At 58.9% G+C, this 26,917-nt stretch carries 24 protein-coding genes; 14 read left to right on the top strand and 10 right to left on the bottom strand.

Translation table 11 applies throughout. The features are described 5' to 3' along the window. Positions 1-123 precede the first annotated feature (123 nt). Positions 124-795, bottom strand: a complete 672-nt coding sequence (locus tag KUL77_RS09075; RefSeq protein ID WP_297146020.1) for a uracil-DNA glycosylase — start codon at positions 793-795, stop codon at positions 124-126. Between the two features lie 132 nt (positions 796-927). Between KUL77_RS09075 and KUL77_RS09070 the strand changes: the two genes are divergently transcribed. Both KUL77_RS09070 and KUL77_RS09065 read left to right on the top strand, forming a co-directional pair. Next, positions 928-2,103, top strand: a complete 1,176-nt coding sequence (locus KUL77_RS09070; protein ID WP_297146018.1) for a sensor histidine kinase — start codon at positions 928-930, stop codon at positions 2,101-2,103. Continuing rightward, positions 2,100-2,702 carry a response regulator transcription factor gene (locus tag KUL77_RS09065; protein WP_297146015.1) on the top strand — a complete coding sequence of 201 codons (603 nt, stop codon included), beginning with the start codon at positions 2,100-2,102 and terminating at the stop codon, positions 2,700-2,702. The genes KUL77_RS09070 and KUL77_RS09065 overlap by 4 nt, the downstream gene beginning before the upstream one ends. Positions 2,703-2,710: 8 nt before the next feature. Here the strand turns inward: KUL77_RS09065 and KUL77_RS09060 are convergent, their stop codons facing one another. The 7 genes from KUL77_RS09060 to KUL77_RS09030 form a co-directional block, all read right to left on the bottom strand. Beyond that, the gene (locus KUL77_RS09060) at positions 2,711-5,293 is read right to left on the bottom strand and encodes an EAL domain-containing protein (RefSeq protein ID WP_297146012.1); all 2,583 of its coding nucleotides are present in this window, start codon (positions 5,291-5,293) and stop codon (positions 2,711-2,713) included. Positions 5,294-5,392: 99 nt separating this feature from the next. Further along, a complete protein-coding gene (locus KUL77_RS09055; RefSeq protein ID WP_297146009.1) occupies positions 5,393-7,159 on the bottom strand; it encodes a DUF885 family protein in 1,767 nt (588 codons plus the stop codon). 87 nt (positions 7,160-7,246) lie between these two features. Continuing rightward, a complete protein-coding gene (locus KUL77_RS09050; RefSeq protein WP_297146006.1) occupies positions 7,247-8,188 on the bottom strand; it encodes a ParB/RepB/Spo0J family partition protein in 942 nt (313 codons plus the stop codon). Next, positions 8,185-8,979 (bottom strand): AAA family ATPase, encoded by a 795-nt coding sequence (locus KUL77_RS09045; RefSeq protein WP_297146003.1) that lies wholly within the window; start codon positions 8,977-8,979, stop codon positions 8,185-8,187. The genes KUL77_RS09050 and KUL77_RS09045 overlap by 4 nt, the downstream gene beginning before the upstream one ends. A gap of 56 nt (positions 8,980-9,035) precedes the next feature. Beyond that, positions 9,036-9,674 (bottom strand): 16S rRNA (guanine(527)-N(7))-methyltransferase RsmG, encoded by a 639-nt coding sequence (gene rsmG / locus KUL77_RS09040; protein WP_297146000.1) that lies wholly within the window; start codon positions 9,672-9,674, stop codon positions 9,036-9,038. 21 nt (positions 9,675-9,695) lie between these two features. Beyond that, positions 9,696-10,466, bottom strand: a complete 771-nt coding sequence (xth, locus tag KUL77_RS09035) for an exodeoxyribonuclease III (protein WP_297145996.1) — start codon at positions 10,464-10,466, stop codon at positions 9,696-9,698. 47 nt (positions 10,467-10,513) lie between these two features. After that, positions 10,514-11,119, bottom strand: a complete 606-nt coding sequence (locus KUL77_RS09030; RefSeq protein WP_297145993.1) for a uracil-DNA glycosylase family protein — start codon at positions 11,117-11,119, stop codon at positions 10,514-10,516. Positions 11,120-11,178: 59 nt separating this feature from the next. Between KUL77_RS09030 and KUL77_RS09025 the strand changes: the two genes are divergently transcribed. Next, on the top strand, positions 11,179-12,087 hold the full coding sequence (locus KUL77_RS09025; protein ID WP_297145990.1) for an alpha/beta fold hydrolase: 909 nt from the start codon (positions 11,179-11,181) through the stop codon (positions 12,085-12,087). On the opposite strand, the gene KUL77_RS09020 is transcribed toward KUL77_RS09025, so the two are convergent. Next, complete coding sequence (locus KUL77_RS09020; RefSeq protein ID WP_297145988.1) at positions 12,047-12,430, bottom strand: YkgJ family cysteine cluster protein; 384 nt, start codon at positions 12,428-12,430, stop codon at positions 12,047-12,049. The genes KUL77_RS09025 and KUL77_RS09020 overlap by 41 nt on opposite strands. 93 nt (positions 12,431-12,523) lie before the next feature. On the opposite strand from KUL77_RS09020, the gene oleC reads away from it, so the two are divergent. From oleC to KUL77_RS08995, 5 genes are all read left to right on the top strand, one after another. Then, a complete protein-coding gene (oleC, locus tag KUL77_RS09015; protein WP_297145985.1) occupies positions 12,524-14,176 on the top strand; it encodes an olefin beta-lactone synthetase in 1,653 nt (550 codons plus the stop codon). Continuing rightward, positions 14,173-15,171: an NAD-dependent epimerase/dehydratase family protein gene (locus KUL77_RS09010; RefSeq protein ID WP_297145982.1), complete on the top strand. Its 999-nt coding sequence runs from the start codon at positions 14,173-14,175 to the stop codon at positions 15,169-15,171. Before oleC ends, KUL77_RS09010 begins: the two co-directional genes overlap by 4 nt. Positions 15,172-15,198: 27 nt before the next feature. Next, positions 15,199-15,837: an SCP2 sterol-binding domain-containing protein gene (locus tag KUL77_RS09005; RefSeq protein WP_297145979.1), complete on the top strand. Its 639-nt coding sequence runs from the start codon at positions 15,199-15,201 to the stop codon at positions 15,835-15,837. Then, complete coding sequence (gene ubiB / locus KUL77_RS09000) at positions 15,834-17,486, top strand: ubiquinone biosynthesis regulatory protein kinase UbiB (RefSeq protein WP_297145976.1); 1,653 nt, start codon at positions 15,834-15,836, stop codon at positions 17,484-17,486. The genes KUL77_RS09005 and ubiB overlap by 4 nt, the downstream gene beginning before the upstream one ends. 61 nt (positions 17,487-17,547) lie before the next feature. Then, complete coding sequence (locus KUL77_RS08995; protein WP_297145974.1) at positions 17,548-18,471, top strand: cation diffusion facilitator family transporter; 924 nt, start codon at positions 17,548-17,550, stop codon at positions 18,469-18,471. Between the two features lie 11 nt (positions 18,472-18,482). Here KUL77_RS08995 and KUL77_RS08990 read toward each other — a convergent pair whose 3' ends face one another. Beyond that, complete coding sequence (locus KUL77_RS08990) at positions 18,483-21,263, bottom strand: pitrilysin family protein (RefSeq protein WP_297145971.1); 2,781 nt, start codon at positions 21,261-21,263, stop codon at positions 18,483-18,485. Positions 21,264-21,322: 59 nt separating this feature from the next. On the opposite strand from KUL77_RS08990, the gene KUL77_RS08985 reads away from it, so the two are divergent. From KUL77_RS08985 to KUL77_RS08960, 6 genes are all read left to right on the top strand, one after another. Beyond that, positions 21,323-22,042 (top strand): pseudouridine synthase, encoded by a 720-nt coding sequence (locus KUL77_RS08985; protein WP_297145969.1) that lies wholly within the window; start codon positions 21,323-21,325, stop codon positions 22,040-22,042. Between the two features lie 9 nt (positions 22,043-22,051). Then, a complete protein-coding gene (arfB, locus tag KUL77_RS08980; RefSeq protein WP_297145966.1) occupies positions 22,052-22,465 on the top strand; it encodes an alternative ribosome rescue aminoacyl-tRNA hydrolase ArfB in 414 nt (137 codons plus the stop codon). Positions 22,466-22,518: 53 nt separating this feature from the next. Beyond that, on the top strand, positions 22,519-23,112 hold the full coding sequence (locus tag KUL77_RS08975) for a lysophospholipid acyltransferase family protein (protein WP_297145963.1): 594 nt from the start codon (positions 22,519-22,521) through the stop codon (positions 23,110-23,112). A gap of 208 nt (positions 23,113-23,320) precedes the next feature. Then, positions 23,321-24,325: a tetratricopeptide repeat protein gene (locus tag KUL77_RS08970; protein WP_297145962.1), complete on the top strand. Its 1,005-nt coding sequence runs from the start codon at positions 23,321-23,323 to the stop codon at positions 24,323-24,325. A gap of 42 nt (positions 24,326-24,367) precedes the next feature. Then, complete coding sequence (locus KUL77_RS08965) at positions 24,368-25,432, top strand: HEAT repeat domain-containing protein (protein ID WP_297145959.1); 1,065 nt, start codon at positions 24,368-24,370, stop codon at positions 25,430-25,432. Next, complete coding sequence (locus KUL77_RS08960) at positions 25,429-26,910, top strand: glycosyltransferase family 2 protein (RefSeq protein ID WP_297145956.1); 1,482 nt, start codon at positions 25,429-25,431, stop codon at positions 26,908-26,910. Before KUL77_RS08965 ends, KUL77_RS08960 begins: the two co-directional genes overlap by 4 nt. Positions 26,911-26,917: the final 7 nt, after the last annotated feature.

The following is a 26,917-nucleotide window of genomic DNA, read 5'->3' as shown; positions in this document are numbered from 1 at the left end:
TCGCGCATCATCGCGGAAAACCGCCAAGGCTGCGCGCCTTGATTGAGGCCAAGCATAAAAAGACAAACCACCGCTGTCTGCTGACAGCTGTCATGCAGATGCATTGACGCTTGCGAAGTAGGCTCAGGTTTTATCGCGTATCAGCGCCAACAAGCCTTCACGAAACGCCGGGCCACCGCCGTGCGCGGGGTGGCGAATTTTTACCGAGCTGATGCCAAGTTCGGCCAATGTACTCTGGCCGATATTACCCACGGCCGCAATTTGCGCGGGCTTGTAGATGTCGATCAATTGCTTGAGTTGTGGCGCGGCGTAGCGGCGCAGTTCGTCGGGTGTTGGTGTGCGGTTGCTTTCATCTTCACCCACTTGGTGCGGATGCATAGGCAGCGCAGGCCAGACCAAGACAGGTTCGGGAAGTTCTTGGAACACGCGCTGCGCCACGGTGGAGCTGGCTTCGCCCCAAATTTTCGGGTCGTCGGTAATACGCTGATAGCCTGCGTCGAGCCCGCCGAAGCAGCCGAATTTGTCCTTCGGCCCCAGCATGATTTTTTCCGAACAAAAGTTCACCCCGGTGCGCCATGCGCCGCGATAACCCGGTGCTTCACCTACCAGCAGTACGCTGGGTTTCCATGGCAGGAGCTGGCTTAGGAATAGCTGCAGGTTAGCCATGCGAACGCGACCCGCCACCGTCTTGCTGTCATACAGTGCGTGCGCGTTCGGGCGCTGCTTGAGCGATTGCAACGTGGTAAACCACGGCTGTAAAGCCTTGAGTATATGCTGTGCAAAGGTGGTGTCCATGCGCGGCTCCACAATGAGCTAATGGCCAGTATGCGCGCGCTGTGTCATGGCGGTGTGAGATGACAACTGTCATTGCGCCCAGTTGACGCATCCAAGTGCCGTGATGAGAAAAAATAAGCCACACTGCTTGCCATGAAAGCAATTCCCTTCCCGCGCTGGATCCGCCCGGCTCCTGATTCGATCGTCGCCAACGAGCAGCAGTTGGGGCGCAGTGGCTGGCTACCGTTTGTGCATTTGGCGTGGTCGATATGGGTCTTCATTACGCCGTTTTTTTCCGGCGGCGAATTTGGTTTTACGGCGCGCTGGGCGTTGATTACGCTGGTGTCATATCCGCTCTTTGTTGGGCTGTATTTCGTTAGCCAATGTGCGGCTGAAACACTGGCGCGCACGGCGGCACTGGGTATGCTGCTGCTGAGCGTTGTTTTGCTGCCGTGGTACCCCTCGGGGCTGAGCTATTTTGTGTTTGGTTGCGTGCTTATCCAGCCGCGCAAACGCGGCTCGATGCCCGGATATCTCGTCATATTGTTGGTTGCCAATGCCATCCTTGGCGGCTGCGCCTATTGGATTGGTTACCCGGTAGTAGCGCTGCTGTGGATCCCGGTAGTGACCGTGGTTATTGGGCTTATCGTGGCCGCCGACCGTACTTCCGAACGGCATATGGCCGAGTTGAAGTTGTCGCATGATGAGGTGCGCCGCTTGGCGGCGTTGGCTGAACGCGAGCGCATCAGCCGCGATTTGCACGATCTGCTGGGGCATACCCTGTCGATGGTGGCGATCAAGGCCGACCTTGCAGGCAAATTATTGCAGCGTGATGTTGAAGCCGCGCGTACGGAAATTGCTGAGGTAGGAGACGTGGCGCGGCAGGCGCTGGCCCAGGTGCGCGGCGCGGTCAGTGGCATTCGCGCTACCGGCATTGCTGCCGAATTGGCCTCGGCGCGGCTGTTGCTGGAAACAGACGGCGTACAGTTTGATTATCGTATCGAGGATGCGTTCTCTGCGAACAAGTTTTCTCAAGACGTTGAGCATGTGCTGGCGATGGTGGTGCGCGAAGCGGCTACCAATATTTTGCGCCACGCCAAGGCAACGAAGGCCAGCGCTCGGTTTACGCTTGAGGCCGGGTATGCAGTGCTGCGGATCCAAGACAATGGCCGCGGCGGCACGTTGAATCCGGGCAATGGCTTGGGCGGAATGCGCGAACGCATTGCAGGGGTAGATGGAACGCTGCAGACCGCTTCAGCAGAAGGGGGAGGCACGCAGCTGCATGTGCGTATTCCTCTGGCCGATACGCAGCAGGAGGCGGCCGCATGATTCGTGTCGTACTAGCCGAAGACCAATCCATGCTGCGCGGTGCGCTGGCGGCGCTGCTGGGAATGGAGTCTGATATTGAAGTTGTTGGCACTGCTGCCGATGGCGAAACCGCGTGGCGCGAGCTGGAACGCTTGAAGCCCGATGTGCTGATCACCGATATTGAAATGCCTGGCCTCACCGGATTGGAACTTGCCCAGCGCATCCAGCGCCATGCGCTGCCAATGAAGGTGATGATTGTCACCACGTTTGCACGCGCTGGGTTTTTACGCCGCGCGCTGGAGGCTGGGGTGCGCGGCTATCTGCTGAAAGATGCGCCGGTGGAGCAACTGGCCGACGCGATTCGGGCTATTCATCGTGGCGGCCGTGCGATTGACCCCACGCTGGCGCTTGATGCGTGGGGCGAAGCTGATCCCTTGACCGACCGTGAGCGCCAAGCATTGCGGCTTGCTGGGGAAGGGCTTTCTGCCAGCGAGATCGCCGACCAATTGCACCTCTCGCACGGCACAGTGCGCAATTATCTTTCTGAAGCCATCGGCAAGCTGGGTGTGGGCAATCGCATCGAGGCCTATCGGTTGGCGCGGCAGAAAGGCTGGTTGTAGCGCTTGGCTTAGGCGGTGCTCACGGCAAGATGGGCGTCGAGCCAAGTGGCAAATTCAGACGGGGGCATTGCGGGGGCGTAGAAATACCCTTGTGCAATCACATTGCCGCCGCTGCGCAAGAACTCCACTTCGTGCGCGTGTTCAACACCTTCGGCAATCGTTTCTAACTGCAGGCTTTGCGCAAGCGACATCACTGTATGGCAAATGCGTTCATCATTAGGGTCTTTGCCAATGCCGTTCACAAAGGTTCGATCAATTTTGAGGCGCGTCACCGGCATGCGGCGCAGATAGGCAAGGCTGGAATAGCCGGTGCCAAAGTCATCGATGGCAAGGCGAATGCCCAAAACTTTCAGCGCATTGAGCGCGGCAATGGCTTGCTCGGGATCACGCATCAGCACCGATTCGGTAATTTCCAATTCCAGCCGATGCGGTGCAAGGCCGGTGGCACTCAGGATATGTTGAATCTGTGCGGGTAATTCTTTGACATCCAACTGATCCACCGAGCAGTTCACTGACATGCAAGGGATATGAATCCCCGCATCGTCCCAAGCGCGCAGCTGGCGGCAGGCTTCAATCAGCACCCAGTGGCCGATATCGGTAATGAGGCCCACTTCCTCGGCGATGGGAATGAATTGTGTGGGCGAAACGGGGCCAAGCTCCGGATGCTGCCAGCGCAGTAGCGCTTCAACACCAGCGATTTCACCGTTATGCAGGCGCACCTGTGGTTGGTAGTGCAGGCGGAATTCACGGTTAGCCAGTGCCATGCGTAGCCCGCTTTCCAGCATGAGACGCTCGTTGGCGCCGTAAGACAGCGATGGGTCGTAATACTGGCGGCGGCCGCTGCCCACACGCTTGGCGTCGTACAGGGCAAGTTCGGCGTGGCGCATCAAGGTATCGGATGCGTTGCCGTCGAATGGGAAGAGTGCAATGCCGATACTGGCGGTCAAAATGGTGGATGAGTCCATGCCCAGCAGTGGGTGGGTGAAGCTTTCCAAAATATCTTGTGCGAAATCTTCCACGCTGACGCCGTCATTGCTGTGCAGCACGATGGCGAACTCATCGCCACCGTGGCGAGCAAGGAAGCCGTCTTGTGGGAGGCGCGTCTGAAGACGCTGGGTGGTAGCGCGCAACACCTGATCGCCAATGGTTTGGCCTAATGTGTCATTGATGCCGCGCAGACGATCGAGATCAACCAGCAACAGCGCGGCGGCATTGCCAGCGGCCACGGCGTCGTCTAAATACAGTTGCAGCAGGCGGCGGTTGGGCAGGCCGGTGAGGGCATCGTGATGGGCTAAATGGGTGAGTTCGGCGGCGTGTGCTTTGCTTTCGGATTGGTCGGTCCAACTGGCCAGCACGCGCACCGGCGCGCCGTGTTCGTTGGGTAGTCTGCGCAGGTCTTCGTGAATAAAATGCACGTTGCCCTGCGCATCTAAGAAGCGATACTCGCGCGTGACTTGCGCGTGGGTGCGCACAAGGTCAACCACGGGTTCGAGTGTTCGCAAATCATCTGGATGCACGCGGCTTCGCCACCAGTCGGACTGTTGCTGCGCGTCGGGTGCTATCCCCAATAGGCGCTGCGCGTTGGGGCTGATCCAATCTACGACAAGCCGCTCGCCCTCGATATGAGAGAGCAGCAGCACCACGGGGCTGACATCGAGCACGCGCTCTAAGCGGCTGCGCGCCCGGTTGGCATCGGCCACCGCATTTTTTACGCGCCAACGCAGATAAAACGAAAATAGGATGAGCAGCAAAACGAAGAGCGCGACGCCGGTTGCGGCGGGCCATAACCATTCCGGCACCGTGCTATCGGGTTCGGGCATCAGCGCGCGGCGCGTGGCTTGGAAGTAGATGGACTCAGGGTCTTGCTGCCAACGCGCGATCCAGTAATCGATCCGCGCCAGCTCGCGCGCGTGGCGGCCCTGTGTGCTGGTGATAAACAGCGTGTGCGGGTTGAGGATGACCGAGGTAGGGCGCAGGTTGTAACGCCGTGCGAAGCGCGCTCCAAAGAAGTTGTTGACGATGGCGACGTTCGCGCTGCCGTTTTGGATGGCGCGAAATACGTCTTCGTAGTTGGCGGTGTACACCGGCGTCCACGCGATGTGCATGCCGCCCAATAGCATTTGCAGCTCTAGCTGTTGAATACTTCCTTTGACAACAGAGATTTTTTTGCCTGCCAAGTCTTCGAGTGTTTTGACGTTGGTGCCTGGATGGATATAGGCTTGGCTCCACGAATGCACGATGGGAACATCGGGAAAGTTGAACCGCTGCGCGCGATCGACGGTGTAGGCCATATCGGGCATTAGGTCGAGCTGCCCGTTCTCTAATAGCTGCAGGCAGTGTGACCATTCGCAGCGCTGGTACTTCAGTGTCCAGCCTTCTTCTTGGGCGATGCTGTCAAGGAGGGTGACAAATAACCCGGTCGGCTGGCCGTTGGCATCAATATCGAGCTTGGGTGGGTTGGAATACAGGCCGACGCGCAGCACCGGCGCCGTAGGGGGCGGTTTATCACGGTGTTCGAATGCCCACCACAGCGCCACCGCTCCGCATAGCAGCACCGCTGCAACCGCAAATTGGAAGACGCGGCCCCGCATGCGCCTGTTCCGAATAAAGAATGCTTGCAGCATAGCGCGATGCCACTAGGCTGCAAGCACTTGCGAAATCAGGTAAAAGGTTTCACATTAGGCTGTGGGTTAGCCTGATTTTTGAGCCGCGATCCACGCGCGGATTTGGCTTTCCAACACAGGTAGTGGCACCGAGCCTTGTGAAAGCAGGGTGTCGTGGAATTTGCGCACGTCAAACTTCGCACCTAATGCGGCTTCGGCTTCGCGGCGCAGGCGCATGATGGTGATCTCGCCCAGCTTGTACGACAGCGCTTGCCCCGGCCAGCTGATGTAGCGGTCCACTTCGGTGGTGACTTCGTGTTCGGACAGCGCGGTGTTATCACGCAGATAGGCGAGCGCTTGCTCACGCGTCCAACCTTTATGGTGCACGCCGGTGTCGATCACTAGGCGACAGGCGCGCCACATGGCATAGGTGAGGCGGCCAAAGTCATCGTAAGGGGTTTCATAAATCCCCATTTCCTTGCCTAGCCATTCACTATACAGGCCCCAACCCTCGCCGTAGGCACTGATGTATTCCTTGCGGAAGTTCGGCACCTCGCCCTGCTCGATCACCAGTGATTGCTGCAGCGAGTGCCCCGGTGCGGATTCGTGCAGGGTCAGAGCGGGTAGGTTGTAGAGCGGCCGCGAGGGGAGGTCGTAGGTGTTCACCCAATAGGTACCCGCGCCGCCGCGTCCTGCGGTCCAGAATGGGGCAATGGAAGGCGGCACCGGCACGATGGTGAAGCGGCCGCGCGGCAGGGTGCCGATGATCTTGCCGATTTGCCCGTCCACGCGTTTGCTGATCCATGCGGCGTGATTGAGCAGCTCCTGCGGGGTTTTTGCGTAGAACTGCGGGTCGGTGCGCAAGAAGGTGAGGAAATCATTGAAACGCGTGGCTTCCGACTGTCCTTTAAAGCCAAGCGTTTGGATGATGCCTTCCATCTCGGCACGGATCGACGCTACTTCTTGCACGCCAATGGCGTGGATTTCATCGGGCGTGAGATCCAGTGTGGTGTATTTGCGGATCTGTTCGCGGTACCAGTTCACGCCGTCGGGCATGGCCTCGGCGGCCAGCGTGGTGCGCGCCTTGGGCATGTATTCGCTGCGGAAGAAGGTGAGCAGTTTGCCAAATGCAGGAATCACCGCGTCGCGAATAGCGGCTTGGCCTTCCTTGCGCAGCGTTTCTTGCTCGGCAGCAGGAATGCTGGAGGGCATCTTTGCGTAAGGCGCATACAGGCTGGCGCTGGTGGGGTCTTTGAGCTCGGCGGTCATGGCGATGGAGCCGTCGCGCCCGGCCAGCACGGCTTGCGGCACCGAGAAACCGCGCGCTAAGCCTGCGCGCATATTGCTGATCTGTTGGTCGAAGTAGCGCGGCACATCACGCAGCCGCGCAGCATAGGCACGGTAGGCATTGGCGTCGCGCAGATTGGCGCGGGCCATGAAATCGAGATTCGACCAGAACGAGCTGTCGGAATTGAACGGCATTTCATAGTCGCGCAGGCGAATTTCGGCGGCCATATGCGCAATCTGTGGGCGGTAGATGGCGTAATTGAGCTGTTCGGCGGCGGAAAGTTTGGCCACATCTACCGCATCCAGCTGCTTCAGCACGCCGTCGAGATAGGCCAGTTTTTTTGCCTGTGCGGCCGGGCCTACGTCGGGCAGGCGGCGGTTCATTGCGGCGGCGTTGGGGTCGCCATCTTCATCCCCGCCGGAAGACTGTTGGGTGCGCCACTTCCACTCGGTTTGGTAGATGTGCTGAAACGCGCTATCGGCCGCAGGTGGCGGTGTGGTTTGTGCGTAGGCGAGCGCGGGCGCAAGCAAAAGAGCGAGCAGGCAGGCGCGAAGCGGGGTAGTCACGATAGGGTATTCCAAGGGGAGGGCCTTGGAATCCTAGCATCGTAGGCACAATTTCCCTGTACCTAGGGTCATGTTTGAAGGGTTGCGTTAGATTTTGTTGCGCAGGCGCTCGAGCACGCCGTCAAGGGCGTCGAGATTGGCGTAATGAATCACCAGTTTGCCCTTGTTGCCGCGCCCGTTCAGCACGTTAACGCGGCTGCCCAGTGTTTCCGAAAGTTCGCGCTCAAGCGAGGCAATATCGGCCTGCGGCGCGCGCGCTTTGCTGGTGGGTTTTTTGCCGTCGCTCGGCACTTTGCCGGCGGCGATTTGCTGCACGCGGTGTTCCACTTGGCGCACCGACCAGCCTTCTTCGGCGGCTTGCTTGGCCAGTGCAATGGCCATCGGTTCGGCCAGCGGCAGCAGGGCGCGGGCGTGGCCCATTTCAATCGCGCCGGTTTGCACCAACAGGCGAATGGCCTGCGGCAGTTCCAGCAGACGCAGCAGGTTGGATACCGCCGCGCGCGAGCGCCCCACCGCTTCAGCGGCGGCGGCGTGGGTGAGGTCAAATTCGTCGATCAGGCGCTGCAGCGCCTGCGCTTCTTCCAGCGGGTTCAAATCTTCGCGCTGGATGTTTTCGATCAGCGCCATGGCGACTACGGTGCGGTCATCCACTTCACGAATCACCACCGGAACTTCGGTTAAACCGGCGCGCTGGCTGGCGCGCCAGCGGCGTTCACCTGCGATGATTTCGTAGGTGCGCTGGCCCTTGCCGTCGGCACCGATGCGCTCGCGCACCACGATGGGCTGGATCACGCCCTGCATTTTGATCGATGCGGCGAGCTCTTCTAGCTTGGCATCGTCCATGGTGCGGCGCGGCTGATATTTTCCGGGCACCATCGCATCGACAGGCAGGGTGCGTAGGGCGTCGCCGGGTTGCGCCTCAAGTGCCGGTGCTTCGGCGGCAGCTTTAGGCCCAAGCAGGGCTTCTAGCCCACGGCCAAGGCCGCGTTTTTTGGCACTTGGTTTTCCCGCTTCCTTGCCGCCGCTCATGCCTGATGCTCCTTTTTGTTCGAAATACGTTCGCGTTCACGGCGCAGCACTTCGCCCGCCAGACCAAGATAGGCTACGCCGCCGCGGCTGGACTTATCGTAACCAATGATGCTTTGGCCATAGCTGGGCGCTTCAGCCAAGCGCACATTGCGCGGAATAATGGTGCGGAAGACGAGGTCGCCAAAATGCTGGGTGAGCTCGGCCGATACGCCATTGGCAAGGTTGTTGCGCACGTCAAACATGGTGCGCAGCACGCCTTCGATTTCGATATTCGGGTTGATCCGTCCTTTCAGCGCGTTGATGGTGTCCATCAGCGCCGATAGGCCTTCCAAAGCGTAGTACTCGCACTGCATCGGTACCAGCACCGAATCGGCGGCGGTGAGGGCGTTTAAGGTCAGAATCGACAACGACGGCGGGCAGTCGATCAGGATAAAATCGTAATTGGCGCGCACCGCGTCCAGCGCGGCTTTGAGGCGACCGTCGCGGTTATCCGCATCCATCAGCTGAATTTCTGCGGCGGTAAGGTCGATATTACAGGGCAATAGGTCGTAGCCGTCTTCGCAATGCACCATGGCGTCGGCGAACTGGGCTTCGTCCAGCAGCACGTCGGTGATGGAGGCGTCTAGTTCGCGTTTATTGATGCCGCTGCCCATCGTGGCATTGCCTTGCGGATCCATATCCACCAGCAACACGCGCTTAGGCGTGTGCGCCAGCGCGGCGGCGAGATTGACGGCGGTGGTGGTTTTACCAACCCCGCCCTTTTGGTTGGCTACGGCGATGATGCGGGCCATGCGGCTTGGGATTCCTGCAGAAAGCGCCTGAACAAAACAGGCGGTGGAACAGGGGATTATGCCTGATGCGCGGCTCTTGCGATTTCAATCAGGTGGCGTTCTGCAGAAAGTCCGGGAACGTGCAGCGGATAGCTTGCGCTGACGCGCCATATGGGCGGGAGCGCGTCAATTTCGTCCTGTGGGAACGTGCCCTTCATTGCCAGAAGCCGCCCGTGGGGGGCGAGTAGATGCCCGCCTAACTCTAAAATAAGCGGCAGAGTGGCCAGCGCGCGCGCGGTGATGGCGTCAAATGTGGTGCCCGGCTGGAAGGCTTCGATGCGCGATTCGGCCACCTGAACATTGGTTAATTTGAGCTGGCGCACGGCTTCACGCAGAAAACGCGCTTTTTTGCCGTTGCTTTCCACCAAGGTGACAGCCAGTGTGGGTGTGGCAATGGCTAGAGGAATGCCTGGCAGGCCGGGGCCGGTGCCGAGATCGGCCAGCGTGCTGAGTTTTTCCACATACGGCTGCATCGCAAGTGAGTCCAGCAGGTGCTTGACCAGCATTTCCTGCGGGTCGCGGATCGCGGTGAGGTTGTAGGTGGCGTTCCAGCGCGCCAGCAGGGCTAGGTAGGCCAGTAGTGGCGCGGCAAGGCCAGCGTCTAGGCCCAGCGTGCGCAGGCCAGTTTCAAGTTCGGGGCGAAGGGCGTCGTGCATCCGCCTATTGTAGTGGCTGGCTCAGCTGCGTAGGCGCAGCCAAGCCGGGGCGTGGTCGCTGGGGCGCTCCCAGCCGCGCGGGGTTGTGTCGATACCCGCTTCAATCACTTCGGATTTCAGTGCGTCAGAGGCGAGGGTGAGGTCGATGCGCAGGCCCAAGTTGCGGCGGAATGCGGCTTGCCGGTAGTCCCACCAGCTAAACAGCGCGGCTTCGTCGTGCAGCAGGCGCAGCCCGTCGTGCAGGCCCAGCGCCAGCAGGCGCCGGTAGGCGGCGCGTTCGGCAGTGGAGGTGAGGATGTGGTCGTCGTTCCAAACGGCGGCATCGGGCACGTCGCGGTCGTCGGGGGCGATATTGAAATCGCCCAGCACCACCAATTTGGGGTGCGCTTTCAATTCTTCATCGATCCAGCCGTGTACGGCTTCTAACCAGCGCAATTTGTAGTCGTATTTATCGGTGCCGAGGTCTTGGCCGTTGACCACATATAAATTGATGATGCGCACGCCGTTTACGGTGGCGGCAATTGCACGGGCTTGTGGGTCGTCAAAATTGGGGATGCCCGTGCGCACATTTTCCAGCGCCTGCCGCGCCAAAAGCGCCACGCCGTTATACGTCTTCTGCCCATGAAAGACGCTGCGATACCCGGCCTCAAGCAGTGCGTCATCGGGAAAACGATGGTCTTCTAGCTTGGTTTCCTGCAAGCCCACCACGTCCGGTGCAAATTCGCTGAGCCATTGCTGCAAATGTGGCAGCCGCACGTTAAGTGAGTTGACGTTCCAGGAGGCGATTTTCATGAGCGCGTAACCAAGAGAATTTGGCAAGCCTAACAAGAAGAGAAGAACTAATCTGAATCTGGCTTCAGCGCCAACGCCACTTGCTGGCGCAGTTCTGGCAGTAGTTCTGCTTCAAACCACGGGTGGCGCGTTAGCCATAGCCGGTTGCGCGGGCTAGGGTGGGGCAGTGGCAGGATGCGGCGCGTGTTCAGATGTATGCGCCAAGCTTCCACATTAGCGGTCAGCGTTTTTGCGCAGGCTTCTTTCAATAGGCCCACTTGCGCATATTGGCCAATGGCCAGCGTGAGGCGCAGTGCGGTGAGGCGTGGGAATAGCTGCGGGTGCCACTGTGGGGCGCATTCCGGGCGCGGCGGTAGGTCGCCGCTTTTACCGGTACCGGGGAAGCAGAAGCCCATCGGCACGATGGCTACCTGCGCTGGGTCGTAAAACGTGGCTTTGTCGAGACCAAGCCAGTCGCGTAGGCGGTTGCCGCTGGGGTCGTTGAAGGGAATGCCGGTGTCGTGCACCTTGCGCCCAGGCGCTTGGCTCACAATCAATAGGCGCGCGCTGGGGCTAGCCTGCAGCACCGGGCGTGGGCCCAGCGGCAGGTGGGCCTCGCAGATGCGGCAGGCGCGGATGCGCGCCATTAGGTGGTCGAACGATTCTTCACGCATTTGCGCATCTTGCCAGTGCGAATGTGATCTCAGTGCAGAAGGCCGCCTACAATACGCAGATGCAATTTCCTGATTACCCGTTTACCCCGCACCGTATCGAGGTGCGCCCCGGCATTGCGATGTCGTATCTGGACGAAGGCCCGCGCGATGGCGAGGTCGTCGTGATGCTGCACGGCAACCCGTCGTGGAGCTATTACTGGCGGCATTTGGTGCTGGGTTTGCGCGACCGTTACCGCTGTATCGTGCCCGACCATGTAGGCATGGGCCTGTCGGATCGCCCGGATGACGGTGCTTCAGCGCAGCCGCATTACGACTACACACTGCAATCGCGTGTCGATGACCTCGATACCCTACTTGCGAAGCTGGGCATCACAGGGCCGGTGACGCTGGCGGTGCACGACTGGGGCGGCATGATTGGTTTCGGCTGGGCGCTGCGCGATCCGGCGCGGATCAAACGCCTCATCATTACCAATACCGCTGCGTTTCCGTTGCCCGCAGCCAAGCGCTTTCCCGCGCGTTTGGCCATGGGGCGTGATTCGAAGTTGGGTGGCTGGCTGATCCGCCGCTTTAACCTGTTCGCACGCGGTGCGGCACGTTTTGGCACGGTGCGCAAACTACCTGCGGGCGTGCGCAAGGCTTATGCAGGCGTGTATGACGGCTGGGCGAACGCCATTTCTACCTTACGCTTTATGCAGGATATCCCGCTGCAGGTGGGCGACCGCGCCATGCCTTTGGTGGAAGCCAGTGCCAAGGCGCTTCCCGGTTACGCGGATCGCCCCGCTTTTATTGGCTGGGGATTGCGTGATTTTGTCTTCGATAAGCATTTTTTTGATGGCTTTTGTGCCGCGCTACCTAATGCCGAAGTGCACGCGTACGAAGATGCCGGGCACTATGCGCTGGAAGACAAGCACGAAGCATTGGTGCCGCTTATTCGGCAGTTTTTGGACGCGCATCCACTGCAGGTTTAGGCGGCGGCCAGTCGGCCGGGGTCAGTACCGGCAGGCCGTGCGCAAGCCGCGCCTTGTCGCACTGTGGGCTGGGTGTGCCGTATTCCCATGAGGCATCGACCTGCCTGCATACCGATGGCCGGTTGGGGTGAATCGTGCAGCGGCTGTAGTGTCCAATATCGGCGTCGAGTGCGGTGCAGCGCACGGGCTCTGAGTAGGTGCCATTCATCACCAAGCGGTGCGCATCGAGCTTTTCTGTCAACACGGTGGGGACACCACCAGGTGTGCTGTCGTCGGATTCCATCCAGTGAAACGCAACGCGAAACATGGCGCAGCAGGCGCCGCAGCTGAGACAGGGGTGCATGGTAGCCGGGCCTTGCGCGGCAAATGAATCAAGTGGGGCGCAATTTTTTTCCAATCGGCGGTCTTGCGCAAGTAAGCGGGCGATAATGGGCGCATGAACGAGATTTGCAATATAGCGGCGTCGTTACCGAGGCTTGCGCGCGAGCGGCCGGACCAGATCGCCATGCGCTGCCCCGGTCGCGATGGACGCTACGCCGAAGCGTTGAGCTATGCGCAGCTGGATACGCGAAGCGATGCGATTGCCGCCGGGCTGGCCCAGCACGGCATTGCGCGCGGTAGCCGGGTGGTGGTGATGGTGCGGCCCACGCCAGAATTCTTCCTGCTGATGTACGCCCTGTTCAAAACCGGCGCGGTGCCGGTGTTGGTGGATCCTGGCATTGATAAGCGCGCGCTCAAACAGTGCCTGCAAGAAGCTCAGCCGGAGGCGTTTATCGGTATTCCTCTGGCGATGCTAGCCAAGGCGCTGCTGGGCTGGGCCAAGGGCGTGCGCCTGCGCGTCACCACGGGTCGTACAGCGTTGCTGGCAGATACCACGCTGGCGCAGATTGAAGCGGCGGGTGCGGGCGCTGGGCCGCAGCTAGAAGCCACCGATGGCGAGGATGTGGCCGCGATTTTATTTACCAGTGGCAGCACCGGTGTGCCTAAGGGCGTGGTGTATCGGCATCGGCATTTTGTGGCGCAAATTCAAATGCTGGGTGAAGCCTTTGGCATCGCGTCCGGCGGCATTGATTTCCCCACTTTTCCGCCGTTCGCACTGTTTGATCCGGCATTGGGCCTGACCAGCATCATCCCGGATATGGACCCCACGCGCCCGGCGAAGGCCAACCCGCACAAACTGCATGCGGCAATCAAGCGTTTCGGTGTGACCCAGCTATTTGGTTCGCCTGCATTGATGCGGGTGCTGGCGCAGCATGGCGAACAACTGCCCACGTTGCAGCGTGTGACCAGCGCAGGCGCGCCGGTGCCGCCAGAAACGGTGCAAACCATGTTGGCGCTGCTGCCCGCCGGTGCGCAGTTTTGGACGCCCTATGGCGCCACCGAATGTCTGCCTGTGGCGGCGATCGAGGGGCGCGAATTGCTCACCCTACGCGCGCATACCGAAGCCGGAGCAGGCACCTGTGTGGGCCGCCCGGTGGCGGGCAATACGGTGCGCATTATTCGGATCGATGATGCCGCGCTGCCCGACTGGCGCGATAGCGACGTACTGGCAGCGGGCGTGGTGGGTGAAATCACCGTGGCCGGGCCAAGTGCAACCGATGCCTACTTCAACCGCGACGCACAAACCGCACTGGCAAAAATTCGCGAGTCTTTGCCCGATGGCACGCAGCGCATCGTGCACCGTATGGGCGATTTAGGCTATTTCGATACGGGAGGCAGGCTGTGGTTTTGCGGGCGCAAATCGCAGCGCGTGGTGATTGATGCCACAACCACGCTATGCACCGAGCAAGTGGAGCCAGTGTTCAATGCCCACCCTGCGGTGGCACGCACGGCGCTGGTGGGAGTGGGTGAAAAAGGCGCGCAGCAGTCGGTGCTGTGTTTTGAACTAAAACCCGAGGCGCGCGCAAAGGCCAACGAAGTTGCATTGGCACTACAAGATATCGCGCAAGCGCTGGTATACACCGCGGCGATAAAAACATTCCTGCATTACCCCAAGCCATTTCCGGTGGATATTCGGCATAACGCCAAAATTGGCCGTGAGAAGCTCGCGGTATGGGCGGCTGCACAGCTTGCGAAGGGGGCTGTATGAAGGTGTTGGTGACAGGCGGTGGCGGGTTCTTAGGCCAAGCACTGTGCCGCGCCCTCCTCGCACAAGGGCATGCGGTTACCAGCGTGAGCCGTAGCCGCCACGCCGCATTAGACGCGCTGGGCGTACCGCAGTTGCAGGCAGATCTGGCCGATCGCGATGCCGTTTTGCATGCGTTTTCGCAAGGCTTCGATGCGGTGCTGCATAACGCCGCCAAAGCCGGTACTTGGGGGAGTTTGGAGAGCTATTATTCGGCCAATGTGACCGGCACTCAAAACGTGCTGGATGCCTGCCGCGCGCATGGTATTCGTAAATTAGTGCACACCTCCACCCCCAGCGTTGCGCACCGCGCGACACATCCGGTTGAAGGGTCGACGGCGGATGAGGTGCCTTATGGTGAGGGCGTCAAAGCACACTACGCCACAACCAAAATTGAAGCAGAACGTCGTGTGCTGGCGGCCAATGATGCGGCGCTTGCAACGGTAGCCCTGCGCCCGCGCCTGATCTGGGGGCCTGGTGATACGCAAATTTTGCCGAAGCTGGTGGAGCGCGCACGCAGCGGAAAAATTCGCCTTGTGGCGGGCGGAACGAACCTTGTGGACACCACCTATATTGATAACGCGGCCCAAGCGCATGTGCAGGCGCTGGCGCATCTGCAGGTGGGCGCGGCCTGCGCTGGCAAGGCTTATTTCATCAGCAATGGCGAGCCGTGGCCGCTGCGCGATGTGCTGAATGGCTTGCTGCGCGCCGCAGATGCCCCTGAGGTAAGCAAAAGCATTCCGTTTGGCCTTGCCTATGCCATTGGTGGCGTGTGTGAAGCGCTTTGGAATACCTTGCCACTCTCCGGAGAGCCCCCACTGACGCGCTTCTTGGTCGAACAGTTAAGCACGGCGCATTGGTATTCCATGGCCCCGGCGCAGCGCGGCTTTGGCTATGTGCCGCAGGTGAGCATGGCCGAAGGGCTAGAGCGTCTGCGCGCTTCATTGCAGCACAAGTAACCCCATGTTTCGCCCTACAATGCCCGCATGACCGAACTCTCGTTTAATTGGAAACAGCCTGCGGGCAAAGCGCTGGAGCTGGCGCTTAATCGTGCGCTTGCATTGGATGACGATACACGGGCGAACCTGCAGGCGCTCGATGGCCAGCGCGTCGCACTCAGCTTAATGTCGCCACCGCTGGCGTTAGAAGTGCGGGTGGAGGGCCAATCCCTGCGCGTAGGGCCTGTGGATGCTACGCACGAACCGGATCTGGGTGTACGCGCCAACCTTGGTGGCCTGCTTGGGCAGTTGCCGTTTTTACGTGACGCCAAAGCAAAGCCTGAAGGTAAGTTGCGGATCGAAGGCGATGCGCAGCTGGCGCAGCGGCTGCAAAAACTGGCGCAAGGGTTTGATCCAGACTGGCAGCAACCTTTTGTCAGCGTCTTTGGCGAAGTGCTTGGCGTACAGATCGCAAAAGCCGTTGCGGGTGCGTTCAAGCAGGCACAGGTAGTGAGCAAAAATCTAGCAGAATCGGCTGCGGAATATGTCACTGAAGAAAGCCGTGACGTCGTGCCGCGCGCGGAGTTAGACGCGTTTCATGACGACGTGGACACGCTGCGCGATGACGTTGAGCGCATGGCCGCCAAATTGGCGCGCCTGCGCCGCACGTGCGGGTTAGACGCATGAAGTCGGTGCTGCGCGCACTGCGCATTGGGCGCATCTTGCTGCGTTACCGTCTAGACGCACTATTGGATGGTACGGCCGCAGAGCGCTGGTTAAACCTAATGCGGCCGTTCGTGCCGCGTGCTTCGCGTGACGTGGCCGCATTGTCGCGTGGTGCGCGTCTGCGGCTTGCGCTGCAAGACCTCGGGCCGATCTTCGTTAAGTTCGGTCAAATTCTCTCTACTCGCCGCGATTTAGTACCGCCGGATATCGCAGTAGAGCTGGCGCTACTGCAAGACCGCGTGGCTCCGTTCGATGGCCAACAAGCACGCGCATTAGTGGAAAGGGCTTTAGGGCGTTCTATTGAAACGGCGTATGCCAGCTTTGATGTCACGCCCCTGGCTTCGGCCAGCATCGCGCAGGTGCACGCCGCGCGTTTGCATGACGGGCGCGAGGTAGTGGTGAAAGTGCTGCGCCCAGGGATTGAACGCCAAATCGAAGCGGATATGGCGCTGCTTAAAGCAGTGGCGGCACTCGTGGAACGTACGCATCCGCGCGCCGATAAAATTCGTCCGCACGAAGTCGTTGCTGAAATCGAAAACACACTTGCCGCCGAGCTCGATCTGCAGCGCGAAGCTGGAAATGCCAGCCTGCTGCGCCGCAACTGGCAAGACTCACCTGATCTCTATGTACCCGAAATTATTTGGTCGCATAGCGCAGAAACCGCGCTCACCATGGAGCGCGTGCACGGCATCCCTTCGGACGATATCGCCGCGCTCGATGCAGTCGGAATTGATCGTAAGGCACTTGCTGCAAAAGGCGTGCGCGTGTTTTATCAGCAGGTGTTCCGCGATAATTTCTTTCACGCCGACGCGCACGCGGGCAATATCTGGGTGGACCCTAACCGCAAAACGGATCCTCGCTTCATTGCGTTGGATTTCGGCATCATGGGCCAGCTTTCCAGCGATGATCAATACTGGCTCGCGGAAAACTTCATGGCTATTTTTAACCGCGACTACCGCCGCATTGCCGAGCTACATGTGCAAGCTGGATGGATGCCCGCGCATATTCGGATTGATGAATTAGAAGCTGCAGCGCGCGCCGTGTGCGAGCCATATTTCACCCGCCCACTTTCAGAAATTTCACTGGCGGAAGTGTTGGTGAAGTTATTCCGTACCGCGCAGCGCTACGAGCTCACCTTGCAGCCACAGTTAATTTTGTTGCAAAAAACTTTGCTCAATATCGAAGGCGTAGGTCGTCAGTTAGACCCGCAGATCGATATTTGGGCGGTGGCAAAACCGGTGCTTGAACAAATTCTGCGCCAGCGCTATAGCCCAAAACGCCTGTTAACAGAATTCAAAAAACGCGCCCCAGAATTGATAACGCGTGCGCCAGAAATGCCGCGTCTGCTGCATGCGTGGCTACAGCAGCAAGTGCAGGGCAAGCACACTCTGGCGATGCATTCAGAAGATATTCGCGCACTCAATCAAACCTTGCACAATCTACAACGACGCACGGTGTCCGCAATTTTGGGTGTGGGCCTGATGATCGTGGCGGTGGTGCTGTATGCGCAAGACGCGGGCGGGCCCAAATTAGGTGGGCTTCCGGTCGCCACTTGGATTGCCGGTATTGGTGGGCTGTGGGCGCTGTTGGCGGCGTGGCCTAGGCGGTGAAATTGTGTAACGCGGGCGCTCTTCGCTAGGCTAACCGCGCCTTGAAACGAAGACGCCTGATATGTCGCACGATCACGCACACGAGCATGGCCACGATCATGCGCATAGCCACGTACCTGCGGTGATCAAGCACGAACGGCCACTCTGGATCGCCTTCGCGCTGACCTTTGTGGTGTTGTTGGTGGAAGTGGCGGGCGGCCTTCTGAGTAATAGTTTGGCGCTGCTGTCCGATGCGGCGCATATGATGACCGACGTTGCGGCACTGGGCGTATCGCTGTTTGCAGTGCGCATGAGCCGTCGCCCGGCCGACGCGCAACGTAGTTATGGTTATGCGCGCATGGAGGCCATCGGCGCGTTGATCAACAGCAGCCTGTTGTTTGTCGTGGCTGGATATATTTTGTGGGAAGCGCTGCAGCGTTTCCGCACACCGCAAGAGGTGGCTTCACTTGGCATGCTGGTGGTGGCGGTAATTGGGCTCGCGGCGAACTGGATTTCAATGAAGCTGCTCGCCGCCGGTGCGGGCGATAGCCTGAATGTCAAAGGCGCCTATCTAGAAGTCTGGAGCGATATGCTCGGTTCGCTCGGCGTGATTGCGGGCGCGGTGTTGATCCACTTCACGGGCTGGACGTGGGTCGATCCTATCGTGGCGGTATTGCTTGGGCTTTGGGTGCTTCCGCGTACATGGGTGTTGCTGCGACAGGCGGTGCATGTCTTGATGCAAGGTGTGCCTGCGGGCATGGATGTTGAACGTGTGCGCGCAGTGATGCTGGCCGTGCACGGCGTGACAGCGGTGCACGATTTGCATATTTGGGCGCTAGGTTCCAAAGAACCTATCTTGACCGCGCATATCGTGTTCGATGCAGCGCACGAAGCCGATGCTGTGCGTGCCGCTGTGGCGGAGGTGCTGCACGAACGCTTTGCTGTAGAACATGCCACGCTGCAGATGGAGCGCCGCCACTGCGGCGAACCCCATCTGCATGCGTGAGTACAGCCGCGTTATTTCTTGGGCGCAGTGTCGCTTGCCTTGGCCGCAGCAAAATCCCCAGCCACAAATACGCTGAGCTGTTCAGGCTTTAAGAATTTGCGAATGGCCGCGTTGACCTGCGCAACGGTCAGTGACGCGTACTTGGCGTCGGTTTCGGCACGGCCTAGCATTTTGCGATCCAAATAAGCATCGGAATTGAGCATGCCCGCAACGCTGCCATCATTGGCGCGGCCCTGCTGGCGTGCCACCAAAATGCTGTTAACGGCGTCTTTCAGTTCCGCTTCGGTAATGCCGCTTTCAACAAAACGCGCAAGCTCTTCGCGCACAGCGGCTTCCAGCTTGGCCATGTTTTGCGGTGCAGCGCTGGCTTGAATGGTAAAGCTACCGGCATTATCGGTATTGCTTCGGCTGGAGTCTGCGCTAATGCTGCTGCCGATGCCGTAGCTCAATCCGTCTTGCTGACGCACGCGGTCACCGAGACGCGACTTCAAGCTGCTGCTGCCGAATACATTATTTGCCACTTGCAGCGCTTCGTAATCAGGGTCCACGTCATTTAGCGGTAAGTTCATGCGCGCCGAGAACACCGCGTTGGCTTTGTCGGGTGTTTCAAAACGCTCGTTGCGTGGTGCAACAGCGGTGTAGTGGGTGTCAATCGGCACAAACGCGACGCCCGGCTTCCACGATGCAAAGAGCGAGGCAAGCAGCGGCTTGATCTGTGCGGGATCAAAATCTCCCACAATCGCAATTTGGCCTGCACTGCTGCCGTACACCTCGCGGTGATAGCGCTTGATGTCCTCTAGCTTGAGCGCTTTAAGATCGGCGAGTATTTGATCCAGACTGCGGAAATGGTATGGATGGTTGACGGGCCAAGGGTCGAACGCTTCGCCCATCGCTTGGCTAATGACCGTACCCGGTTCTTTGCGGCCTGCTTCCACACCGGCAATGGCCTGAGCGCGCATTTGTTCAAACTCGCTTTCAGGAAACGCCGGATGGCGCAGGATATCGGCCGCGAGCGTCAACGCTTGGGCAAGGTTATCGCGACGCGACAGCAGGCCGATGGAGGCGATGTTGCCACTACCGTTGATGCTGGCCTGTGTCTTGAGTTCTTGGAAGCGTTTGTCGATCTGTTCGCGGTTCAGACTTTCACTGCCGCGCATCAGCAGCCCACCGATAAAGGGCTGTGCGACTGCAGGAATGCGGCTTAGGGTATCGACATTCGCGAAGCGGAAGTTGGCAGACAACGTGACCGTGCCACCGCGCGTTTTCTTTGGAAGCAGCGATACAGTCAGCCCATCGCCCAGTGTGTAAATTTCGCTGCGCGCAGCGATGTTGGCAGGCGTTGGGTCAAAGGCTTCACCCGCATCAACGGCGGCACGGCCCTGATAATTATCTACAAGCGTCGCCGCCGCTGGGGCTTTGCCAATCACGGCGCGTACCGGTGCATCTGTAGGAATAAAGCGTGCGGTGGTGCGATTGCTGGGGATCAAGTAGGTGCGTGCAACGCGATTGACATCGTCCAATGTCACCTTGTTCATTGCATCGCGCAGCACGAAGCGCAGCCGCCAGTCGCCTGCGGCAATCGACTCCGACAGTGCCAAGCCAATCGCGTTCACATCATTGAATGAAAGCTCATATGCATTGGCGATCCGCTGCTTGGCCGCCTCTAGCTCTTCTGCGGTAATGGGCTTTGACGCCAGTGCTTCGGCCTGCTGGCGTAGCTCTGCTTCGGCTTTGCCAAGGTCCGCATCTTTGGCGACAACCGCAATGAGGTTGAACAGGCCAGGGTCGTGCGAGGCCCCAGCCGAGGCTGCAGTGGCCACCGCTAGTTTATGTTCCACCAGTGCTTTATGCAGACGGCCGCTAGGCGTGTGGGCCAATACATTGGCCAGCACCAGCAGTGCCGGTGTGTCGGGGTGCGTGGCCGCTGGGACGTGATAGGCCAGCCCAGTAATTTGAATATCACCGCTGCGGCGCACATCAACGCTGCGTTCACCGTCTTGGGTGGGTTCTTCGGTCCACGCCACAGGCAGTACACGCGTGGGCTTTTTTAGCGGGCCGAATGTGGACGCGATGCTGGCAAGTGCCGCAGCAGAATCAAACCGCCCGGCCAGAACAAGAACGGCGTTATCCGGCTGATACCAAGTGCGATAAAACGCTTGCAGGTGCGTAATTGGCACATGTTCAACGTCGCTGCGCAGGCCAATGGTTGGTTTGCCGTAGTTATGCCATTGGTAAGCGGTTGCGCGCAGGCGCTGGTTGAACACGCTGCCAGGGTTGTTCTCGTTGCGTTCCAGCTCGTTGCGTACCACCGTCATTTCGCTATCAAGGTCTTTTTTCGCAATGAAGGAATGCAGCATGCGGTCAGCTTCAAGTGCCAGCACATAGTTCAGCGTGGCGTCGTTGGCAGGGAAGCTGCTGAAGTAATTGGTGCGGTCAAGAGATGTGGTGGCGTTAAAGCCAATGCCGCGTTTTTTCATTTCACCGGGAATATCGGTATAGGTGGGCGTGCCTTTGAATAAGAGGTGTTCCAGCAAATGCGCCATGCCGGTTTCGCCGTAGTTTTCGTGCACCGAACCGACCAGATAAGTGAGGTTGACGGTGACGGTGGGCTTGCTGGCATCGGGGAATAGCAAGACGCGCAGCCCGTTCTGCAGGCGATATTCGCAGATGCCTTCGATACACGTATTGGCTGAAACGCCTTTGGGGAGCTTGATGACCGCATCGGCGAGAGCAGTAGCGGGCATGGCCATCAAGCAGGCAAGGGCGAGAGTGTGCAGGCGAATCAATTTCATGATTGGCGTCTTATGCAGGAAAATAGGCGCAAGTTTAGCAATGTCACTGGGAGCCCCTGATGTCTGATTCGTCATGCCTGCATATCCTCTATGCAGACAGCACGCTTGCTGTGGTGTGCAAGCCTGCAGGGCTGATGGTGCACGACAGCGCACTGGCGCGTGGAGAAACCGACTTTGCCGCCGACCGGCTGCGCGAGCAGTTTGGTAAGCCGATTTTTCTTGTGCACCGGCTAGATCGCGCAACCAGTGGCTGTCTATTGCTGGCGTTCGATCGCGACACCGCTTCGGCATTGGGAAAAACGTTGATGGCGCAGGAAGTGGAAAAAGACTACTGGGCCATTTGCCGCGGCTGGCCTGCCGAAACACACTTCACCGTGGAGCATCCGCTGGACGGCGGCCCTGGTAAGCCGGTCAAAAAGGAGGCCACCACAGAGTTTGAAGTATTGAGTCAGTGCGAATTGGCGCTGCCTTCGGCGGGCTTTGCAACCTCGCGTTATGCGTGGTTGCGTGCCTCACCCAAAACTGGGCGGTTTCGGCAGATTCGTCGGCATTTGAAGCATCTTTCCCATCATCTTATTGGTGATACCAGCCACGGCGATGGGCGGCATAACCGCAGTTTTCGTATGTTGGGCATTCACCGCATGTTGCTGCACGCACGCCGCTTGGCGTTTACCCATCCGCATACGGGAGAGCGCATCGAGGCATTGGCGCCAACGGATGCCGAATTTGAGAAGGCGCTGGCCTTCTTTAATCCGCCGAATGCAGGCCTAGCGCCGTAGAATTGCGCTATGCAAATTGGCCGTGTCCACATCGATGATGACGAACTGATCGAACGCTTCGTGCGTGCGTCGGGGCCGGGTGGGCAAAACGTCAATAAGGTGGCGAGTGCAGTGGAGCTGCGTTTTGACGTGGCAAGCTCGCCCTCACTACCCGAGCCAGTGCGGGCGCGGCTGCTGGCCAAACGCGATCGGCGCATGACCGCTGAAGGCGTGCTGGTTCTGCAGGCGCAGCGGTTTCGCACGCAAGAGCGTAACCGCGAAGATGCACGTGTGCGTCTGGCCGCATTTATCGAATCGGGGTTGCGCGCCCCAACACCGCGCATCGCCACCAAGCCAACCCGCGCTTCCAAAGAACGGCGCTTGGGTGAGAAGCGTGGGCGTGCGAATATCAAACAGGGCCGCAGCGGGCGAGGTTGGGATTGAGTCATCAAGAGAAGCACACCGTTGTACTGCCCCTGCCGGCGCAGGCCCCCAAAATGCCGCGTTATCGTTTGGCGCAGTGGCTCGGACGCACGGTGCTGCGTCTTGGCGGTTGGCGCATGGTGGGCGAATTTCCAAACATTCCCAAAGCGGTGTTGATCGCGGCGCCGCACTCGTCCAATTGGGATGGCGTGTGGGGAATCTCCGCCAAGTTGGCTTTAGGTATTCGCCTGTCGATTTTGGGCAAGCACAGCCTGTTCCATATTCCGCTGCTGGGGCCGCTGCTGCGCTGGCAGGGGGTTATTCCGGTCAATCGTTCGGCCCCGCAAGGTGTGGTGGAACAGGCCGTCGCGGCCATGCGCGCAAGTGATTGCATTTGGTATGCCATGGCCCCCGAAGGCACGCGCAAGCAGGTGGCCAAATGGAAACCGGGGTTTTGGCGCATCGCGCATGGGGCGGGTGTACCGGTGATTGTGGCCTCGTTCGACTACCCCAGCCGCACCATTACCATCGGCCCAGCAGTGGCACTCTCCGATGATATGGACACCGATATCGCCCGTATCCAGAGCTGGTACGCGCCGTTCAAAGGGCGCAATCATGATGTGGTGCAGCCAGTGCCGAACAGCGCGACGACATGCGTCGATAAGTGACGTAAATATGGCTGTATACAAGGCGCGTGTGTCTACAAACGCGTGGAAATTCAAGTCATCGATGTGAATGGCATGTGATTTGCATCACACTTTTTTAGATATACTTTCGACTAAAGCCAAGCTGCGTACCTGCCGACATACAGGGAAGTCCTCTGTCAGAAGAGGGGTGGGCGGTCTTTTGCTGCGCGCAATCTACAAGGGGGAGTGGGTGTTCAAGATTCAGTCAAAAAAACGTCTTTGGGTAGGACTTTTGCTGTTGGGGCTATTGGGCTTCTCATTCGGCGTTTGGGTGCTGTTGCACCCGGCAAGCGTGTTCGTGCAGCCGTGGCGGGCCGAGCGTGCGGAGAGCGCCGTCAACGGTGTGCTGTTTGGGCCTTACCCAGTAGAGGCGGATTTTTCCGAGCTAAAAAAGCGCGGCGTGACCACCATCATCAGCCTGCTCGAACCCAATGTGCCCTATGAAAAGGTGCTGCTGGAGCGTGAGCGCAAACTGGCGAGCCAATACGGAATGCGGGTCGAGAACTTCCCCATGGGCAGTATCTTGGGGCAAAAGTTTGGCAACAACTACAGCAAGAACTCCAAAGCCGCCGCGCAAGCCGCACTGGATGCCGACGGCACGGCGTATATCCACTGTTATCTGGGTCTTCACCGGGCGAAAAACGTGCAGCGCTATCTGGCCGAGCATGCCCAAGTACAAACGCAAACCTATGCCGGGACAAATGCCACCAGCGATACAGATTTAGCCACGGAGCGAGCGGCAAAGAAGTTGTTCCGCGCAGGTGAGTTTGAGAAGAGCCTTGAGCTATTGGCCACCATTGAGCGACAGACTCCGCGCGTGCTGCGCGTGAAAGGCTGGAATTTATATCGCATGTCGAAAATTGATGAGGCGCGCGATGCGTTTGGCGATGCGCTGGCGCTAGCCCCCGGAGATTTCGATTCACGCGTGGGCCTTGCTTATTGCGATCTCGCGCAAGACAAGCCGGAGCAGGCCGAGCGCCAGTTCGCCGCGTTGAGCCAAGAGAAGCCGGGCGATGCCTCCGTTCAAGAAGGGCTGGGGAATGCGTATTACCGGCAGGCGCGTTGGGCGGAAGCGGAGAAAGCATTTTCCAAACTGTTAGAAATCGCTCCAGAAAATGAAGAAGCAAAACAAGCGTTGGCGCGGGTAAAAGGCTTCCAAGAGCCTGCTACGTCGGCCGCAACCGACGCGCCCTAAGTATTGACTGCGCAGACAGATCGTGCGCAAAAGGATATGACAATGAATCCCTGGTTATACGGAAATCCACAAATCGTGTTTGCGATTTGGGTGGGGATCGGGGTGACGCTCGCGTCCCTCATCCTATTTATCGCCATCTTGGTGATCCGCCAAGTGGGCAAGCAGCGCGAGCAAAATCACCTGCGCGCAGTTGCGCTCTGGCGGAAGGTTTTGATCGATGCGATGCAGTCCCCTCCGGCGGAGGTGCCTGCCCTCACCAGTAAGGATATGAGTGGTTTTGTGGAAGTGTGGAACGAGCTGCATGAAACGCCTGTAGGCACCGATAACCCGGGCATGTTGCAGGTGGCATCGCTGGTGAATCTTGCACCGAAGCTCGAAAAAATGACGGCGTCCGGCAGCTTTAGCCACCGCGTGATGGCGGTGGTGGCGTTAGGGCATTTGCGCAGCACGTCGAGCTTTGATCGGCTGGCAGGCCTGATCAATGACCGCAGTCCTATTGTTTCCATCACCGCAGCTAGAGCATTGATGCGTATCAATGCTGAGCGCGCCGTGCAGCGTGTGGTGCCGCAGATCGTCGAACGCCACGACTGGGTGGATGGCGGTATTGCACAAATGCTCAACGAGGCGGAACCCGAGACCGTCAAGAATGAACTGGGTGCGGCAACGCTGCGTGCAAATGACGAAGTAGCGCCGCGCTTGGTGCGCTTCTTGGCAGGTGTTAGCCCGGATGCGGCAGCGCCGGTGATACGCAAACTATTGGCCGAGACACACGATGAGCATTTGGTGTCCACCTGCTTACAAGTGATGGTGGACGCGAATGATCTCGATAAAGTGCGGCCCTTGCTGCACCATGAGCGCTGGCATGTACGCATGCACGCCGCCGCCGCGTTAGGCCGTTTGGGGAAAGAGTCCGATACCTCCGTGCTGATGCCGTTATTGGCCGATACCCAATGGTGGGTGCGTTACCGCACGGCGCAGGCTGTGCAGCACCTGTTTGGAAATGATGCAAGCCGACTGGAGCAAGTGCGCGACAGCCGCGAAGACAAATACGCGCGCGATATTTTGACCCAAGTCATTGCCGAGCGTGCGCTGGGAGATGCGTCATGAAAGAGTTTTTCTTTTCCCCAGAAGTCACCTCAACGCTTGAAATGTTGCAGTGGGGGTTTCTTTTCTACTTCATTCTGATCAACGTGGTGTATCTCGCGCTGAACTTCATTTCGATGTTCGCGATCTTGCGCTACACGCGCGAGCACGGCGCTGGCTTTCGTATCAAAAGCTTTGCCGAATACCAGCCGCCGGTCAGTATTTTGGTGCCCGCGCATAACGAAGAGCGCACCATCATTACAACGATCCGTTCGCTGCTGCGCTTGGGGTATCCCAATTTCGAGATCGTAGTGGTCAACGATGGTTCTACCGACAAAACGCTTGAGACTGTGGTGGCGGAGTTTGGGCTTGTCGAATTTCCAGAAGCCTACCGTAGCCGCCTTCCAACGAAGCCGGTCAATCGCATTTTTGCTTCACCGAATGGCGGGCGGGTGCGGCTTGTCGATAAGCAAAATGGCGGTAAGGCCGACGCACTCAATGCGGGGGTCAATACCGCACGCTATCCGCTGTTTTGTGTCGTCGATGCCGATTGCATCTTGCAACAAGATAGCTTGGCACGCGTGGTGCAGCCCTTCCTCGAAGATTCCAGCATGATTGCCACTGGTGGGGTGATTCGCGTGGTCAACGGCTGTAAGGTCAAAGACGGGCTGTTGTCTGAAATCGATTTACCCAAGAAGGTGTTGCCGCTGGTGCAAACCGTGGAATACCTGCGTGCCTTTTTGTTCGGCCGGTTGGGCTGGTCGCCAATCAACGCACTGCTGATTATCTCAGGCGCATTTGGGGTGTTCTATAAAGAACGCGTTATCGCCGCGGGCGGTTATAAAAGCGACTTGGTCGGTGAGGATATGGAGATGGTGGTGCGTCTGCATAAGCAGATGCGCAAAGAAAAACGCCCTTACCGAATTTCGTTTGTTCCCGACCCAATTTGCTGGACGGAGGTGCCTTCGGATTTGCGTTCACTGTATAGCCAGCGCGTGCGTTGGCAGCAGGGTCTTGCGGAAAGTTTGTTCGGCAATTTTGGGCTGATGTTCCGCCGAAACGGTGGCGCTGTGGGCTGGCTGGCATACCCGTTTATGCTGTTGTTTGAATGCCTTGGGCCACTGGTGGAAGTGTTTGGCTATGCGGCAGTGATTATTTTAGGGCTCACCGGGCTACTCTCGACGGAGGCATTCTTTGCCTTCTTGTTCGCAGCGGTAGGCTTGGGGATTTTGCTATCGGTCAATGCGATGATGCTGGAAGAAATTTCCTTCCACCTGTATCCGCGCCCGGGGCAGCAGCTCAAGCTGCTTTCCGTCGCCATTTTAGAAAACTTCGGATACCGCCAGATGACCTCACTATTCCGCGTGATTGGGCTAGGTCGTTGGCTGATTAAGTTGGGCCGTCGTTCAAAATGGGGGCATGTGCGGCGCAATGCGCATTGGCAAGAACAAGAGCACGAACCGCAGGCACCGGCATCGGTGACCTCTCCGGCTGTTCGTTAATCAACGC

The sequence above is a fragment of the Thermomonas sp. genome (genome assembly GCF_019104945.1).
Lineage (GTDB): Bacteria > Pseudomonadota > Gammaproteobacteria > Xanthomonadales > Xanthomonadaceae > Thermomonas.
Note: the sequence above shows the minus strand (reverse complement) of the source record. Positions and strands in the feature narration are given on the sequence as shown.

Bases quoted from the DNA above. Each gene is read 5' to 3' on its own strand.
- KUL77_RS09075 (WP_297146020.1), bottom strand. From the start codon at position 795: ATGGACACCACCTTTGCACAGCATATACTCAAGGCTTTACAGCCGTGG.
- KUL77_RS09070 (WP_297146018.1), top strand. From the start codon at position 928: ATGAAAGCAATTCCCTTCCCGCGCTGGATCCGCCCGGCTCCTGATTCG.
- KUL77_RS09065 (WP_297146015.1), top strand. From the start codon at position 2,100: ATGATTCGTGTCGTACTAGCCGAAGACCAATCCATGCTGCGCGGTGCG.
- KUL77_RS09060 (WP_297146012.1), bottom strand. From the start codon at position 5,293: ATGCGGGGCCGCGTCTTCCAATTTGCGGTTGCAGCGGTGCTGCTATGC.
- KUL77_RS09050 (WP_297146006.1), bottom strand. From the start codon at position 8,188: ATGAGCGGCGGCAAGGAAGCGGGAAAACCAAGTGCCAAAAAACGCGGC.
- KUL77_RS09045 (WP_297146003.1), bottom strand. From the start codon at position 8,979: ATGGCCCGCATCATCGCCGTAGCCAACCAAAAGGGCGGGGTTGGTAAA.
- rsmG (WP_297146000.1), bottom strand. From the start codon at position 9,674: ATGCACGACGCCCTTCGCCCCGAACTTGAAACTGGCCTGCGCACGCTG.
- xth (WP_297145996.1), bottom strand. From the start codon at position 10,466: ATGAAAATCGCCTCCTGGAACGTCAACTCACTTAACGTGCGGCTGCCA.
- KUL77_RS09030 (WP_297145993.1), bottom strand. From the start codon at position 11,119: ATGCGTGAAGAATCGTTCGACCACCTAATGGCGCGCATCCGCGCCTGC.
- KUL77_RS09025 (WP_297145990.1), top strand. From the start codon at position 11,179: ATGCAATTTCCTGATTACCCGTTTACCCCGCACCGTATCGAGGTGCGC.
- KUL77_RS09020 (WP_297145988.1), bottom strand. From the start codon at position 12,430: ATGCACCCCTGTCTCAGCTGCGGCGCCTGCTGCGCCATGTTTCGCGTT.
- oleC (WP_297145985.1), top strand. From the start codon at position 12,524: ATGAACGAGATTTGCAATATAGCGGCGTCGTTACCGAGGCTTGCGCGC.
- KUL77_RS09010 (WP_297145982.1), top strand. From the start codon at position 14,173: ATGAAGGTGTTGGTGACAGGCGGTGGCGGGTTCTTAGGCCAAGCACTG.
- KUL77_RS09005 (WP_297145979.1), top strand. From the start codon at position 15,199: ATGACCGAACTCTCGTTTAATTGGAAACAGCCTGCGGGCAAAGCGCTG.
- ubiB (WP_297145976.1), top strand. From the start codon at position 15,834: ATGAAGTCGGTGCTGCGCGCACTGCGCATTGGGCGCATCTTGCTGCGT.
- KUL77_RS08995 (WP_297145974.1), top strand. From the start codon at position 17,548: ATGTCGCACGATCACGCACACGAGCATGGCCACGATCATGCGCATAGC.
- KUL77_RS08990 (WP_297145971.1), bottom strand. From the start codon at position 21,263: ATGAAATTGATTCGCCTGCACACTCTCGCCCTTGCCTGCTTGATGGCC.
- KUL77_RS08985 (WP_297145969.1), top strand. From the start codon at position 21,323: ATGTCTGATTCGTCATGCCTGCATATCCTCTATGCAGACAGCACGCTT.
- arfB (WP_297145966.1), top strand. From the start codon at position 22,052: ATGCAAATTGGCCGTGTCCACATCGATGATGACGAACTGATCGAACGC.
- KUL77_RS08975 (WP_297145963.1), top strand. From the start codon at position 22,519: ATGCCGCGTTATCGTTTGGCGCAGTGGCTCGGACGCACGGTGCTGCGT.
- KUL77_RS08965 (WP_297145959.1), top strand. From the start codon at position 24,368: ATGAATCCCTGGTTATACGGAAATCCACAAATCGTGTTTGCGATTTGG.
- KUL77_RS08960 (WP_297145956.1), top strand. From the start codon at position 25,429: ATGAAAGAGTTTTTCTTTTCCCCAGAAGTCACCTCAACGCTTGAAATG.